The organism is Brachybacterium muris (assembly GCF_016907455.1).
In the GTDB taxonomy this organism is placed as follows: Bacteria; Actinomycetota; Actinomycetes; order Actinomycetales; family Dermabacteraceae; genus Brachybacterium; species Brachybacterium muris.
Genome location: NZ_JAFBCB010000001.1, coordinates 1,341,864 through 1,355,070 on the forward strand (window position 1 = coordinate 1,341,864; position 13,207 = coordinate 1,355,070).

At 69.0% G+C, this 13,207-nt stretch carries 11 protein-coding genes, 6 tRNA genes and 1 pseudogene; 12 read left to right on the top strand and 6 right to left on the bottom strand.

Annotated features, from left to right (window positions below; translation table 11 throughout):
• Positions 1-54: 54 nt before the first annotated feature.
• From glgX to JOD52_RS06210, 6 genes are all read right to left on the bottom strand, one after another.
• Positions 55-2,220 (bottom strand): glycogen debranching protein GlgX, encoded by a 2,166-nt coding sequence (gene glgX / locus JOD52_RS06185; RefSeq protein ID WP_204409100.1) that lies wholly within the window; start codon positions 2,218-2,220, stop codon positions 55-57.
• A gap of 163 nt (positions 2,221-2,383) precedes the next feature.
• A complete protein-coding gene (locus JOD52_RS06190; RefSeq protein ID WP_204409101.1) occupies positions 2,384-3,202 on the bottom strand; it encodes a hypothetical protein in 819 nt (272 codons plus the stop codon).
• Between the two features lie 43 nt (positions 3,203-3,245).
• A tRNA-Val gene (locus JOD52_RS06195) sits at positions 3,246-3,320 on the bottom strand.
• A 48-nt stretch (positions 3,321-3,368) separates the two neighbouring features.
• Positions 3,369-3,442: transfer RNA gene (locus JOD52_RS06200), tRNA-Cys, on the bottom strand.
• Positions 3,443-3,506: 64 nt separating this feature from the next.
• Positions 3,507-3,579: transfer RNA gene (locus JOD52_RS06205), tRNA-Gly, on the bottom strand.
• Positions 3,580-3,626: 47 nt separating this feature from the next.
• Positions 3,627-3,698 (bottom strand) — tRNA-Val (locus JOD52_RS06210).
• 293 nt (positions 3,699-3,991) lie between these two features.
• On the opposite strand from JOD52_RS06210, the gene JOD52_RS06215 reads away from it, so the two are divergent.
• The 12 genes and pseudogenes from JOD52_RS06215 (at position 3,992) to JOD52_RS06265 (ending at position 13,194) form a co-directional block, all read left to right on the top strand.
• Positions 3,992-4,067: transfer RNA gene (locus tag JOD52_RS06215), tRNA-Gly, on the top strand.
• A 24-nt stretch (positions 4,068-4,091) separates the two neighbouring features.
• Positions 4,092-4,163, top strand: a tRNA-Val gene (locus tag JOD52_RS06220).
• A 321-nt stretch (positions 4,164-4,484) separates the two neighbouring features.
• Positions 4,485-5,195: a hypothetical protein gene (locus tag JOD52_RS06225; RefSeq protein WP_204409102.1), complete on the top strand. Its 711-nt coding sequence runs from the start codon at positions 4,485-4,487 to the stop codon at positions 5,193-5,195.
• Entirely contained in the window at positions 5,192-5,707 is a 516-nt protein-coding gene (locus tag JOD52_RS06230) for an OmpA/MotB family protein (RefSeq protein ID WP_204409103.1), read from the top strand. The genes JOD52_RS06225 and JOD52_RS06230 overlap by 4 nt, the downstream gene beginning before the upstream one ends.
• Positions 5,697-5,990 (top strand): annotated as a pseudogene (locus tag JOD52_RS17700) (response regulator transcription factor); the annotation flags it as partial. The gene JOD52_RS06230 and the pseudogene JOD52_RS17700, both read left to right, overlap by 11 nt.
• A gap of 220 nt (positions 5,991-6,210) precedes the next feature.
• Complete coding sequence (locus JOD52_RS17705; RefSeq protein WP_338124127.1) at positions 6,211-6,414, top strand: winged helix-turn-helix domain-containing protein; 204 nt, start codon at positions 6,211-6,213, stop codon at positions 6,412-6,414.
• The gene (locus JOD52_RS06240) at positions 6,411-7,337 is read left to right on the top strand and encodes a sensor histidine kinase (protein WP_017823711.1); all 927 of its coding nucleotides are present in this window, start codon (positions 6,411-6,413) and stop codon (positions 7,335-7,337) included. Before JOD52_RS17705 ends, JOD52_RS06240 begins: the two co-directional genes overlap by 4 nt.
• 180 nt (positions 7,338-7,517) lie before the next feature.
• Positions 7,518-8,135: an FMN-dependent NADH-azoreductase gene (locus JOD52_RS06245; protein WP_017823710.1), complete on the top strand. Its 618-nt coding sequence runs from the start codon at positions 7,518-7,520 to the stop codon at positions 8,133-8,135.
• 159 nt (positions 8,136-8,294) lie between these two features.
• Positions 8,295-10,295 carry a threonine--tRNA ligase gene (gene thrS / locus JOD52_RS06250; RefSeq protein WP_017823709.1) on the top strand — a complete coding sequence of 667 codons (2,001 nt, stop codon included), beginning with the start codon at positions 8,295-8,297 and terminating at the stop codon, positions 10,293-10,295.
• A complete protein-coding gene (locus JOD52_RS06255) occupies positions 10,292-10,882 on the top strand; it encodes an HIT domain-containing protein (RefSeq protein WP_204409104.1) in 591 nt (196 codons plus the stop codon). The genes thrS and JOD52_RS06255 overlap by 4 nt, the downstream gene beginning before the upstream one ends.
• Positions 10,883-10,967: 85 nt before the next feature.
• Positions 10,968-12,314 (top strand): PrsW family intramembrane metalloprotease, encoded by a 1,347-nt coding sequence (locus tag JOD52_RS06260; RefSeq protein ID WP_239551815.1) that lies wholly within the window; start codon positions 10,968-10,970, stop codon positions 12,312-12,314.
• 121 nt (positions 12,315-12,435) lie between these two features.
• Complete coding sequence (locus tag JOD52_RS06265) at positions 12,436-13,194, top strand: YebC/PmpR family DNA-binding transcriptional regulator (RefSeq protein WP_204409105.1); 759 nt, start codon at positions 12,436-12,438, stop codon at positions 13,192-13,194.
• Positions 13,195-13,207: the final 13 nt, after the last annotated feature.

Genomic DNA, 13,207 nt, shown 5'->3' on the forward strand with positions numbered 1-13,207 from the left:
CTCGGATGTGGTCAGGCGGTCAGGTGCCGTCGGACGCCGCGGGACGTCGCGGGATCAGGCCAGTTCGGGCTTCTCCAGGTCCTCCACGGCGATCTCCTCCGGGTCGGTGCTAGCCGGCGGACGCAGCAGCACCAGGAAGGAGTGCGAGGGGCGGGTGATGGACTCGCCGGCGGCGATCTCGGCACCCACCTCGAGGGTGCCGCCCGTGCCGACCTCCACCGTCCACACCTTCCCGTGGTCCTCGCCGGGCAGGGTGAAGATCACGTCGTTGCCGGAGGCGTTGAACAGGATCAGTGCGGAGTCGTCCACGATCGCCTCGCCGCGCTCATTGGGCTCGGGGATCGCCGAGCCGTTGAGGAACACCGTGAGGCACTTGTTCTGCGGCTCGTTCCAGTCGGAGTCCGTCATGGGGGCACCGTCGGTGCGCAGCCATTCGACGTCCGGCAGGTTCGAGTCGACGTCCTCGCGCACCACGCCCTGGAGGAAGCGGCGGCGGCGGAAGATGGCGTGCTCGCGACGCAGCGCGATCATCTCGCGGGTGAACCGCAGCATCTCCTGCTGGGTGCGGTCCAGGTTCCAGTCCATCCACGACAGCTGGTTGTCCTGGCAGTAGGTGTTGTTGTTGCCCTGCTGGGTGCGGCCCATCTCGTCACCGTGCAGGATCATCGGCACGCCCTGGCTGAGCAGCAGCGTGGCCATGAGGTTCTTGGCCCGGCGCTCCCGCAGGGTCAGCACGTCCTCATCGTCGGTGGGGCCCTCCGCGCCGGAGTTCCAGGAGCGGTTGTGGCTCTCCCCGTCGTTGCCGCCCTCACCGTTGGCCTCATTGTGGCGCTCGTTGTAGGAGACCAGGTCGTGCAGGGTGAAGCCGTCGTGCGCGGTCACGAAGTTGATCGACGCGATCGGGGTGCGACCGGTGTGCTGGTACAGGTCGGAGCTGCCCGCCAGGCGCGAGCTGAACTCGCCCAGCACGCCGGGCTCGGAGCGGTGGAAGTCGCGCACCGTGTCGCGGTAGCGGCCGTTCCACTCGGACCACAGGGGCGGGAAGCCGCCCACCTGGTAGCCGCCCTCGCCCAGGTCCCACGGCTCGGCGATCAGCTTCACCTGGGAGATGATCGGGTCCTGCTGGATGATGTCGAAGAACGCCGAGAGGCGGTCCACCTCGTGCAGCTCGCGGGCCAGGGTGGAGGCCAGGTCGAAGCGGAAGCCGTCCACGTGCATCTCGGTGACCCAGTAGCGCAGCGAGTCCATGATCAGTTGCAGCACGTGCGGGGTGCGCATGAGCAGGGAGTTGCCGGTGCCGGTCGTGTCGTAGTAATGGGCCTTGTCCTCCTCCACCAGGCGGTAGTAGGCGGAGTTGTCGATGCCGCGGAAGCACAGGGTGGGGCCCATGTGGTTGCCCTCGGCGGTGTGGTTGTAGACCACGTCGAGGATCACCTCGATGTCCGCGTCGTGCAGGTTCTTCACCATCTGCTTGAACTCCTGGACCTGCTGACCGGTGTCACCGGCGTAGGAGTACTCGTTGTGGGGGGCGAAGAAGCCGATGGTGTTGTAGCCCCAGTAGTTGCGCAGGCCCTTCTCCACCAGGTGGCCGTCCTGGACGAACTGGTGCACCGGCATCAGCTCCACGGCGGTGACGCCGAGGGACTTCAGGTGCTCGATGATCGCGGGGTGGCCCATCGCCACGTAGGTGCCGCGGATCGACTCGTCGATGTCCGGGTGCTGCATGGTCAGGCCCTTGACGTGGGCCTCGTAGATGACGGTGTCGTGGTACTCGTGGGCCGGCGGGTGGTCGTTGCCCCAGTCGAAGTAGGGGGAGACCACCACGGAGTGCATGGTGTGCGCAGCCGAGTCCTCGGTGTTGCGCTTGCTGTGGTCCTCGAAGTCGTAGCTGTACAGCGAGGGGTGGTTGGTGGCCATCCCGGCGATCGCCTTGGCGTACGGGTCCAGCAGCAGCTTGCTGGGGTCGCAGCGCTGCCCATTGGCGGGATCGAAGGGGCCGTGCACGCGGTAGCCGTACCGCTGCCCGGGCTGCACCGATGGCAGGTAGATGTGCCACACGTAGGCGTCCACCTCGGTCACCTCGATGCGGCGCTCCGTGCCGTCCTCGTCGAACAGGCACAGTTCGACGCGATCAGCGGCTTCGGAGAAGAGGGCGAAATTGGTGCCTGACCCGTCGAAGGTTGCGCCCAACGGGTAGGACTGTCCGGTCCAGATCTGCATGGGGTCAGATTAGCGGCACGACCTGACGATCCTGTGCGTGTCCGAACGCGCCCCGCGGAGAAGGAGCGCAATCTCTCGTCGGCAGCACAAGAAGAGGGGCGGGCGAGTGTGTTGTGAGCAGCGCCCGGAGTGCGTGGAGTGAGCGGGGCACGGCGGGCGTGCCTCAGGCTCCTGGACCGTGCAGGTGTGCTAGGCCCTCCCGCAGGGCGCGGAACCAGCGGTACTCGTACTCGGATCGGGGGACCCGCAGCGCGTCCTCGCACCAGCGGCCGAGCTCCTCGACGGACCAATGCCCCTGCCTGACCAGGGCGGGGATGACATAGGTGCGCAGCCCGTGCCCGTGGCGGTCCAGGTTCGACTCGTCCGTCTGCGCGGCCGAGGCTCCCTTGACGCCCGGCACCTGGAACAGCAGCGGAAGAGTGGTGCGGATCAGCACGGGGCGGGCCTCGAGGTAGCGCAGGAGGTGTGCCCCGGAGGACTGCGGCGCCCATGAGATCAGGGCCAGCACGGCCCCCTGCTGGGTCGGGGGAGGGAGCAAGTCTCGATGGGCCCAGTCGAACATCGCCTCAATACCGCGGTTGGCGTCCACGGCTCTCGGCCGCCGAGCAAAGCGGGTTGACCACTCCTCGACGAACACCGGCAGGTCGCCGGGGAACAGGCGGGGGAGCATGTCGCGGGCAACGCGGAGGTCCAGGGTGTTCAGCTTCGCGGCGGCAGCCGGACCGGAGGCGGCGATCAGCCGGACCACGTCGGCGGCATCGCCGTGGTGGCTGTCGAGTTCCCCGTTCCAGTGGTTAGGATCCTCCGCTCCTCCCGGGGCGGCGAGGGCCGCGCGCGCCGAGGGGATCAGTGCCCGCCCGATCCTGCGTCGTGCGGTGAGGGGGAGTGTCTCGACGATCTCGAGGAGGATGTGGGCCTGACCCTCGCGCAGCGCGCTACGAGCGTTCTCGAGGGTGGAACCTGCGGGATCAGGGTGGTTCATCGGGCGATCATCTCCGTCGATGCAGCCACGGACGCGAACGTCCTGGTGGGCGATACTGGGATCGAACCAGTGACCTCTTCCGTGTCAGGGAAGCGCGCTACCGCTGCGCCAATCGCCCGCGGGGTGGGACCTGGTGGTCCGTCCCTGCCGCGCCCGAGGGCGACGGTGGAGGTGGGTACGGGATTCGAACCCGTGTACACGGCTTTGCAGGCCGTTGCCTCGCCTCTCGGCCAACCCACCACGATGCTTGCGCATCTTATGGAAAAGGCGCTCCCGACAGTGATGTCGGGTGCGCCGCTCCCGGAGCGGACGACGGGACTCGAACCCGCGACCCTCACCTTGGCAAGGTGATGCTCTACCAACTGAGCCACGTCCGCAATGCGTTGTCCACGGTTTCCCCGGAGGGACTGCGTGAACCTCGCCGTGGGCGATACTGGGATCGAACCAGTGACCTCTTCCGTGTGAAGGAAGCGCGCTACCGCTGCGCCAATCGCCCTCAGGTGCTTCCACCCTCGGTGCCCGCCCTCTCAGGCGGACCTCCAGAATATTACACGCTTCTCGGGGTGACCCGTGCATCTGGGGGTGTGAGCTACGCCCCGTCGGCGGCCGGCCCGGCTCGTGGGTGCTAACCCTGCACGGTGGGGGTCCTTCTATGACGGGTGTGCCGGCGGCCGCGACAGGCGTGCCGATGGCCGCGCCGCCCGGTGACCTCTGCCACGAGGGGCCGCATGCGTTTGCGCACTGAACCGCGGGAGCACTAGGGTGTTCCTTCGTCGGCCTGGCCGATGTGCGGACGTGGCTCAGTTGGTAGAGCATCACCTTGCCAAGGTGAGGGTCGCGGGTTCGAGTCCCGTCGTCCGCTCCATTTCCCCAGCGCCCTCGGGTGCACGGGCGATTGGCGCAGCGGTAGCGCGCTTCCCTGACACGGAAGAGGTCACTGGTTCGATCCCAGTATCGCCCACCTACGAGAACAGCCCCGGCCCCGGCCGGGGCTGTTCTGCATTCCCGGAGGGGGCGGTTCTGGAGCCGACGGATCCATGGTTGCCCACGGGTTCGGGTTCTCACGGCCCCTTGTTCTTCGGCGGCTCCTGGGTCCCATCTGGCCCGTGGCCTCCGGCGCGACACCGCCGCGTGATCGTCCCCGCCACCGGCCTGTCGCGAGATGGCGACATAGGATCGCGATACCGCGACCGAGGTGCGACAACGCCGCCACATCGCGTCGATAGCGTCGAGAGCAAGCGGACGGCAGGGGGTCGTCCACCACCGCCCGAGGAGGCGCAGCATGGACGCCACAGCACGCAGCACATCCCGCATCGTCCGCGGCCTGGCCGCCGCGAGCCTGATCACGGCACTGGCGGCCGGATGCCAGTTCGGCATCGGGGAGGACGAGCAGCCGACGGGCGGCTCCGATCCCACCGTCGAGCAGGGCGAGGACCCCGCAGGCGACGGCTCCGAGACGGATCAGCAGGATCCCCAGGCCTCCGACGGCGGGAGCGAGGGGGGCGGTGACGGCACGGCGGGCTCCGATGAGGAGGACGCGGTGGTGGACGACGACGCCGCTGCGGCAGGCGTGGACCTGAGCGGCGTCGGGGAACCGGTGGCCACGGCAGAGATCCCTGCCACCGTCGAGGGCAATGACGAGGCGACCATGACCGTGGAGCTGTTCGGCCTGGAGCGGCGCGACGACACGGTGGTGGCCACCTTCGCCTTCACCGTCAACAGCGACACCGGCTCCCAGGACGCGCGACAGCTCTACCACTTCCTCGGCAACAGCGGATGGCACCCGTACGCCATCGACACCGTAAACCTCAACAAGCACGGTGTGCTGGGCGGGGCCAAGGTCGGGCAGACGGACTACCAGAGCATGCGCTTCAAGCCCGGTCAGACCTTCTACGCCTACGCCTCCTTCGCCGCCCCGCCGGAGGACGTCACCGCCATGGACGTGATGATGGTCGACGGTGCACCGATGGTCACGGGGGTGGAGATCCGATGAGGCGCACGGGAACGAGACCCCTCGGCGTCGCCGCGCTGTGCGCGGCACTGCTGATCGGCGCGGGGGCCGCGCGGGCCGATGACGTCATCTCCCTGGATGCCAACATCACCGCGATGGACCGCAACGTCACCCCGGTCGACGACCGGGTCACCGAAGGGGGCACCACCACCATCACCCTCGAGTCGGACATCCTGTTCGACTTCGGCTCGGCCGAGCTGAGCGAGGTCGCGCAGAAGAAGATCGGTGAGCTGGTGGGGGAGATCCCCGAGGGCGGCGCCGTCTCCGTCGACGGCCACACCGACGACGTCCCGTACCACCGCGGCAACGACGTGCTCTCCCAGGAGCGCGCCCAGGCCGTGGCCGATGCGATCGCCGCCGCCAGGCCGGATCTGGACCTCACGGTCACCGGTCACGGCGACACCGATCCCGTCGCCCCCAACAGCAAGGGCGGGGAGGACAACCCGGAGGGCCGCGCCGAGAATCGCCGCGTCGAGATCCGCTATGACGGCTGATCGTCCCCGCATCCTGCTGGTGGATGACGACGCCACCATCCGCGAGCACCTCACCGGGGTGCTCGAGCGCAGCGGCCTGGACGTCGAGCCGGCGGCCGATGGCGCCCAGGCCCTGCGCAGCATCGAGGCGAGCACCCCGGACCTGGTGATCCTGGACGTGATGATGCCGGTGATGGACGGCCGGGAGGCCCTGCGCCGCATCCGGGCGGGTCACGACTGGCTGCCGGTCATCCTGCTCACACAGGTGGGGGAGAGCTTCGAGCGTGCCGCAGCCCTGGACGAAGGGGCAGACGACTACCTCAACAAGCCCTTCGACCCGCAGGAGCTGCTGGCTCGGATCAGGGCCGTGCTGCGCCGCAGCAGCCGAGGCTCCGTCCCCCTCAGCGCCGCGCAGGCGCTGAGGGCCGGGGCGCTGCGGATCGACCGCCCGGCACGGCGGGTGTTCCTCGGCGATGTCGAGAAGCAGCTCACCCCCCCGGGCGTTCGCCCTGCTGGAGTTCCTCATGTCCCATCCGGACGAGGTGTTCGGCCGCGAGCGCCTGCTGCAGACGGTGTGGGGGTTCGACGCCATCGTCATCAGCCGTGCCGTGGACCACCGGGTGGCGGAGATCCGCCGGGTCCTCGGCGAGGACGCCGCGGCCGCCTCGTACGTGGAGACCGTGCCGGGGCTCGGCTACCGCTTCGTGCATCCGGTGGAGCGCGGATGAGTGCGAGGACGCAGGAGGATCTGAGGATCCTGGCCGGCGCGGTGATCGTCCCCGCCGTGCTGGGCCTGGCGCTCTCGGTGATCTGGTGGGCCGCCGGTGGTGACGGGACGTTCTACATGACGGTGTCCCTGCCATGGCTGCCGTTCGCCGTGGGCCTGCTGATCAGTGCCCTGCTGCTGCCGGCGCTGGTGACCCTGATCGCGATGCGCCGTCACGTCGAGCAGGTGCGCCGCCGCACCGTCCAGGAGCAGACGGCCAGCAGGCGCCGACTGCTCGCGCGACTGGACCACGAGATCAAGAACCCCATCCAGGGGATCCGTGCCGCGCTCGCCGACGAGCCCTCGGAGCGGCAGCGCGCCAGCATCGACGCCCAGTCACAGCGCCTGACCAGTCTCCTCGGGGATCTGCGGAAGATCGGCGAGGTGGAGCACACCGCGCTCGAGCTCACCACCATCGATCCGGCAGCCCTCGTCGAGGAGGCCGTCGCCACCATCACCGAGGCTCCCGGCGCCGGCGAACGACGCATCGCCGTCTCGCTGCCCACCGCTCCGCGTCCGCTCCCGCCGATCGTGGGGGATGAGGACCTGCTTTTCCTGGCACTGGTGAACGTGCTGACCAACGCCGTGAAGTACTCCGCCCCGGGGGACGCGATCGAGGTGCGGGGCCGCGCCGCCGAGGACGTGGTGGTGCTGGAGATCGCCGACACCGGACGCGGCATCGCGCCCGAGGAGCTGGACCTGGTGTGGGAGGAGCTGGGGCGGGCCCAGGAGGCTCGCTCCGTCGAGGGCTCCGGCCTGGGCCTGCCGATGGTCCGCGCCATCGTCGAGCGCCACGGCGGGACGGCACGCCTGGACTCCTGGCACGGGGAGGGATCCACGCTCACCCTGAGCCTGCCCGCCGCTGGACCGACGTCGGGCGGCTGAGAGACCGGTCATCCGCCGTCCACGGCCCGTCGGAGCATCGCGACGGTGCCCATGGCCACACCGAGAACAGCCCACGCCACGAGCCACCAGGGCTCGTTCCCGTTGCTAGGGTCGGAAGTGATGCATCTCGCATCAGGCCCCGGCCGCTGATGCCTACGACACCCCACAAGGAGCCCACCCATGCGTGTACTGGTCATCCGTGCCCACCCCCTCGACTCCAGCAAGTCCCGGTCCATGGCCATGGCCGACGTGTTCCTCGAGGAGCTGTGGTCCTCGCACCCTGACGCTTCCGTCGACGACGTGCGCCTGTACGAGACCGCCGTGCCCGAGATCGACCTGGACATGATGACCGGCTGGGAGCGCCTGGCAGACGGTGAGCACTTCTCCCACCTGACCGGGCCCCAGCAGAACAAGCTCGCCCTGTTCGACCAGTACACCAAGCAGTTCCAGGCGGCCGATCTGGTGGTGATCGCGAACCCCCTGTGGAACCTGTCTGTGCCCACCCGCCTGAAGGCCTGGATCGACACCATCTGCCGGGCCGGGGTCACCTTCCGGTACACGGAGGAGGGTGCCGCGGAAGGCCTGGTCAAGGGCAAGACGGTGGTCCACCTGCAGGCCAGTGGCGGCCATTTCGACCAGCAGGATCCGGCCTGCCTCTACATCAGGGGAATGTTCTCGTTCCTGGGGTGCGAGGTGCACACGGTGGCCGCGGAGGGCATGGACCATGAGCCCGACCGTGCCGAGCAGATCCTGGAGGAGGCTCACGACAGGGTGCGGGAGCTGGCGCGCGGGCTCTGAGCCGCCAGCCCGGTGCGGGGCGGGTGGCTCAGGGTGGCGGTGGCCGGCGGGAAGCGAGTGCGCATGGCCGGTGCGGGGCACTGTCGCGCCCGTCTACGATGGCTCGTGGAGCCGGCACCGTAGGCCGGATCGCGACCCCTCAATGCAAGGAGCATCACCGTGGCCCAGTTCGACATCACCCTCGACGGCAGTCCCCAGCAGGTCGAGGAGGGCACCACCGGCACCGAGCTCTTCGAGGGTCGCGGCGAGGTGATCGCCCTGCGCATCGACGGAGAGCTGCGTGACCTCTACACCCCGCTGGCCGCAGGCCAGGTGGTCGAGGCCGTGGAGATCTCCAGCGAGGACGGGCTGTCGATCCTGCGCCACAGCGCCGCCCACGTGCTCGCCCAGGCCGTGCAGAAGGTGAACCCCGACGCCAAACTGGGCATCGGCCCGCCCATCACCGATGGCTTCTACTACGACTTCGACGTCGCCGAGCCCTTCACCCCGGAGTCCCTCAAGGCTCTGGAGAAGGAGATGAACCGGATCGTCAAGGAGGGGCAGCGCTTCGTGCGCCGTGACATCTCCGACGACGACGCCCGCTCGGAGGAGGCCGACGAGCCGTACAAGCTCGAGCTGATCGGCCTGAAGTCCAACGCCGGGGAGGCCGCCGAGGGCGCCGCCGTCGAGGTGGGCGAGGGCGGGCTGACCATGTACGACAACGTGAACCGCCGCGGCGAGGTGGTCTGGACGGACCTGTGCCGCGGCCCGCACCTTCCCACCACCAAGCTGATCGGCAACGGGTTCGCTCTCACCCGCTCGGCGGCCGCCTACTGGCGCGGCAGCGAGAAGAACCCGATGCTGCAGCGCATCTACGGCACCGCCTGGCCCTCCAAGGAGGAGCTGCGCGCCTACCAGGAGCGGATCGCCGAGGCCGAGCGCCGGGACCACCGCCGCCTGGGCAGCGAGCTGGACCTGTTCTCCTTCCCCGACGAGATCGGCTCCGGGCTGCCGGTGTTCCACCCCAAGGGCGCCATGGTGCGCATGGAGATGGAGGACTACTCGCGCCGCCGCCACGTCGAGGCCGGGTACTCCTTCGTGAACACCCCCCACATCACCAAGGGGCAGCTGTTCCAGACCTCCGGGCACCTGGACTGGTACGCCGAGGGCATGTACCCCGCCATGCACATGGACGAGGAGCGCGACGCCGAGGGCAACATCACCAAGCAGGGCCAGGACTACTACCTCAAGCCCATGAACTGCCCCATGCACAACCTGATCTTCCGCTCCCGGGGCCGCTCCTACCGGGAGCTGCCGCTGCGGCTGTTCGAGTTCGGCACCGTCTACCGCCACGAGAAGTCCGGTGTGGTGCACGGCCTCACCCGTGCCCGCGGCTTCACCCAGGACGACGCCCACATCTACTGCACCCGCGAGCAGATGCGCGACGAGCTCACCACGCTGCTCACCTTCGTGCTGGACCTGCTGAAGGACTACGGGCTGGACGACTTCTACCTCGAGCTGTCCACCAAGAACCCCGAGAAGTTCGTGGGCGACGACGCCACCTGGGAGGAGGCCACCCGCACCCTGGAGGAGGTGGCCACCGCCTCCGGGCTGGACCTGGTCCCCGACCCGGGCGGTGCCGCGTTCTACGGCCCGAAGATCTCCGTGCAGGCCAAGGACGCCATCGGCCGCACCTGGCAGATGTCCACCATCCAGCTGGACTTCAACCTGCCCGAGCGCTTCGACCTGGAGTACACCGCCCCTGACGGCTCCCGCCAGCGCCCGGTGATGATCCACCGTGCCCTGTTCGGCTCCATCGAGCGGTTCTTCGGCGTGCTGGTGGAGCACTACGCGGGTGCGTTCCCGGTGTGGTTGGCCCCCGTGCAGGTGGTGGGCATCCCGGTGGCCGCCGAGTACGTGCCCTACCTCGAGGAGGTGGCGCTGAAGCTGCGGGAGCACGGAGTGCGGGTGAGCATCGACGCCTCCGACGACCGGATGCAGAAGAAGATCCGCACCCACACCAAGGAGAAGGTGCCCTACCTGCTGATCGCCGGCGGCGAGGACCAGGACAAGGGTGCGGTCTCCTTCCGCATGCGCGACGGCAGCCAGGACAACGGCATCCCCGTCGACGAGGCGGTGGAGCGGATCGTCGCCTCGATCAGGGACAAGGCGCAGGTGTGAGCGAGCAGCCGCGCGCTGCCGAGCAGGACCCGGGGCGCACACCCGAGCCCGTCGTCGAGGACGCCCGCGACTTCGCGGGCGTCCCCGACGAGACCGAGCGCTTGTGGACCCCGCACCGGATGGCCTACATCGGCGGGGAGAACAAGCCGAAGGACCCCCACGACGACCAGCAGTGCCCCTTCTGCAGCGCCCCGCAGTGCTCGGACGAGGACGCCCTGATCGTGCACCGGGGCGAGGTGGCCTACGCCATCCTGAACCTGTACCCGTACAACTCGGGGCACCTGCTGGTGTGCCCGTACCGTCACGTGGCCGACTACACCGACCTCACCGAGGCGGAGGTGCTGGAGGTCGCCGAGATCACCCGCACCGCGATGCGCGTGATCCGCGAGGTGTCGAACCCAGCTGGTTTCAACCTGGGCATGAACCAGGGCCAGGTGGCCGGGGCCGGGATCGCCGCGCACCTGCACCAGCACGTGGTGCCGCGCTGGATGGGGGATGCGAACTTCCTGCCCATCGTGGGTCGCACCAAGGCGGTGCCGATCATGCTGGCGGACACGCGCCGCCTCTACGCCGAGGCGTGGGGCTGAGCTACCATGACCGAGGCCCAGGTCACAGCGCCCGCACGGGTGCCGTGACGAACGCCCGGGGGAGGGGAACACAACGATGAGCAGCATGTCCGCACCCCCGCGCCCCGGTGGCCCACTGCCCCCCAGGGGCGAACCCGGCCCCGTGCGCGCGTTGCACGACACTCCGCGGAACGACCCCGGCAACGGCGGCTACGGCTACGACGTGGAACGCGTGGACCCTCGTGCTCCCGGTCGCCTCGGCGGTGGAGACCTGCAGCCGGTGCGCCGTCGCGGTGTCTGGCTGCAGCGCATCCTGTGGGGCCTGTCGATCCTGAGCCTGATCATCGTGTCGGCGCTCCTGTACATCTTCGTGATCAGGCCGATGGGCGTGGGCACCTCCCTGGTGGCTTTTACCGCGGCCCTGGTGCCGGTCACCATCGTGCTGCTGGCCATCTGGTGGCTGGACCGATACACCCCGCAGCCGCGCATCACCCTGATCTACGCCTTCATCTGGGGAGCCGCGGGATCCGTGGGCCTCACCCTGCTCTTCGGCGGCTTCTTCACCGCCTGGATCAGTCCCACCGAACCGGAGGCGATCACCGCCGAGTTCCTGGGCGCAGTGATCCAGGCCCCCGTGGTCGAGGAGTTCACCAAGTGCCTGGGCCTGCTGGCCCTGCTCTTCTGGGGCCGGCGCTACATCGGCGGCCCGATCGACGGGGTCGTCTACGCGGCGCTCATCGCCGGTGGCTTCGCCTTCACCGAGAACATCCTCTACTTCGGCAGGTCCTTCCATCAGGCTCAGGCGGTGGGGGAGGTGGCCGTGTTCTGGCAGACCTTCTACCTTCGTGGCCTGCTCTCGCCCTTCGCGCACGTCTCCTTCACCGCGCTGTGCGGTCTGGGACTCGGGATCGCCGCGGAGCGCCGCTCCCTGATGCTGTACTTCGGCCTGGGCATCGGGGGGCTCTCCCTGGCCATGGTGCTGCACGCCCTGTGGAACGGCTCCACCTTCTTCATCGAGGTGGACCCGGCCAACCCGATGGCCGGGTTCCTGCGCTACTACCTGACCGTGCAGGTGCCTATCTTCGCGCTGCTGGGGGCGATCGCGATCTGGCTGCGGGTGCGGGAGAAGCGCATCCTGCGCCGCCAGCTCAGCGAGTACGGCCGCGCCGGCTGGTTCTCGCCCGACGAGGTCCAGATGTTCCTGTCCATGCGCAAGCGCCGCAAGGCCGAGAAGTGGGCCGCGCGTCACGGCGCTCTGGCACGGATGGGCATGCGCGACCTGATCCGTGCCACCGTGGAGCTGGGCATGGACCGCCACAGCATCCTGTTCGGCAAGCCCACCGCCAAGACCCGGATGCGCGAGCGGGAGCTGCTGGAGCGGATCACCGCGGATCGCCGGCTGATCGGGGCCCTCTCGGCGCCCGTCGTGCGGGAGACGGCCACGACCCCGTGACCCGGTGATCCCGTGATCGCCGTGCGCCCGCCCGGCTGACCGGTTGACCGGCTGACCGGGCTCCGATGCGACGGTCGTAGAATGGGCCGCCGAGAACACGGAGCAGATCGCGAGGAGAACCATGTCGGGCCATTCCAAGTGGGCGACCACCAAGCACAAGAAGGCGATCATCGATGCCAAGCGCGGCAAGCTGTTCGCCAAGCTGGTCAAGAACATCGAGGTCGCAGCCCGCACGGGCGGCCCTGACCCGGCAGGCAACCCCACCCTCTTCGACGCGATCCAGAAGGCCAAGAAGACCTCCGTCCCCAACGACAACATCGACCGCGCCGTCAAGCGCGGCGGGGGCCTGGACGGCGGCGGGGTCAACTACGAGACCCTCATGTACGAGGGCTACGCCCCCGGTGGCGTGGCCGTTCTGGTCGAGTGCCTCACTGACAACAAGAACCGCGCCGTCTCCGAGGTGCGCCTGGCCTTCAGCCGCAACGGCGGCAATATGGCCGATTCCGGCTCGGTCTCCTACCTCTTCGAGCGCAAGGGCGTGGTGACCGTGCCCCGCGACGACCTCAGCGAGGAGAACCTGCTGGAGGTGGTGCTGGACGCTGGCGCCGAGGAGATCCTCGAAACCGGCGACACCTTCGAGATCCACTCCGCCGCCACCGACGTGGTGGCCGTGCGCACCGCCCTCCAGGAGGCGGACATCGACTACGACAGCGCCGAGGCGCAGTTCGTGCCCACCATGCGCACCCCGGTGGGCCTCGACGGCGCCAAGAAGGTGCTGAGGCTGATCGACGCCCTCGAGGACAGCGACGACGTGCAGGAGGTCTACTCCAACGTGGACATCCCCGCCGAGGTCGCCGAGCAGCTCGAGAACGAGGACTGAGGTCCGCCTGCCG

Bases quoted from the DNA above. Each gene is read 5' to 3' on its own strand.
- JOD52_RS06190 (WP_204409101.1), bottom strand. From the start codon at position 3,202: ATGAACCACCCTGATCCCGCAGGTTCCACCCTCGAGAACGCTCGTAGC.
- JOD52_RS06230 (WP_204409103.1), top strand. From the start codon at position 5,192: ATGAGGCGCACGGGAACGAGACCCCTCGGCGTCGCCGCGCTGTGCGCG.
- JOD52_RS06225 (WP_204409102.1), top strand. From the start codon at position 4,485: ATGGACGCCACAGCACGCAGCACATCCCGCATCGTCCGCGGCCTGGCC.
- JOD52_RS06245 (WP_017823710.1), top strand. From the start codon at position 7,518: ATGCGTGTACTGGTCATCCGTGCCCACCCCCTCGACTCCAGCAAGTCC.
- JOD52_RS06260 (WP_239551815.1), top strand. From the start codon at position 10,968: ATGTCCGCACCCCCGCGCCCCGGTGGCCCACTGCCCCCCAGGGGCGAA.
- JOD52_RS06240 (WP_017823711.1), top strand. From the start codon at position 6,411: ATGAGTGCGAGGACGCAGGAGGATCTGAGGATCCTGGCCGGCGCGGTG.
- glgX (WP_204409100.1), bottom strand. From the start codon at position 2,220: ATGCAGATCTGGACCGGACAGTCCTACCCGTTGGGCGCAACCTTCGAC.
- JOD52_RS06265 (WP_204409105.1), top strand. From the start codon at position 12,436: ATGTCGGGCCATTCCAAGTGGGCGACCACCAAGCACAAGAAGGCGATC.
- JOD52_RS17705 (WP_338124127.1), top strand. From the start codon at position 6,211: ATGTCCCATCCGGACGAGGTGTTCGGCCGCGAGCGCCTGCTGCAGACG.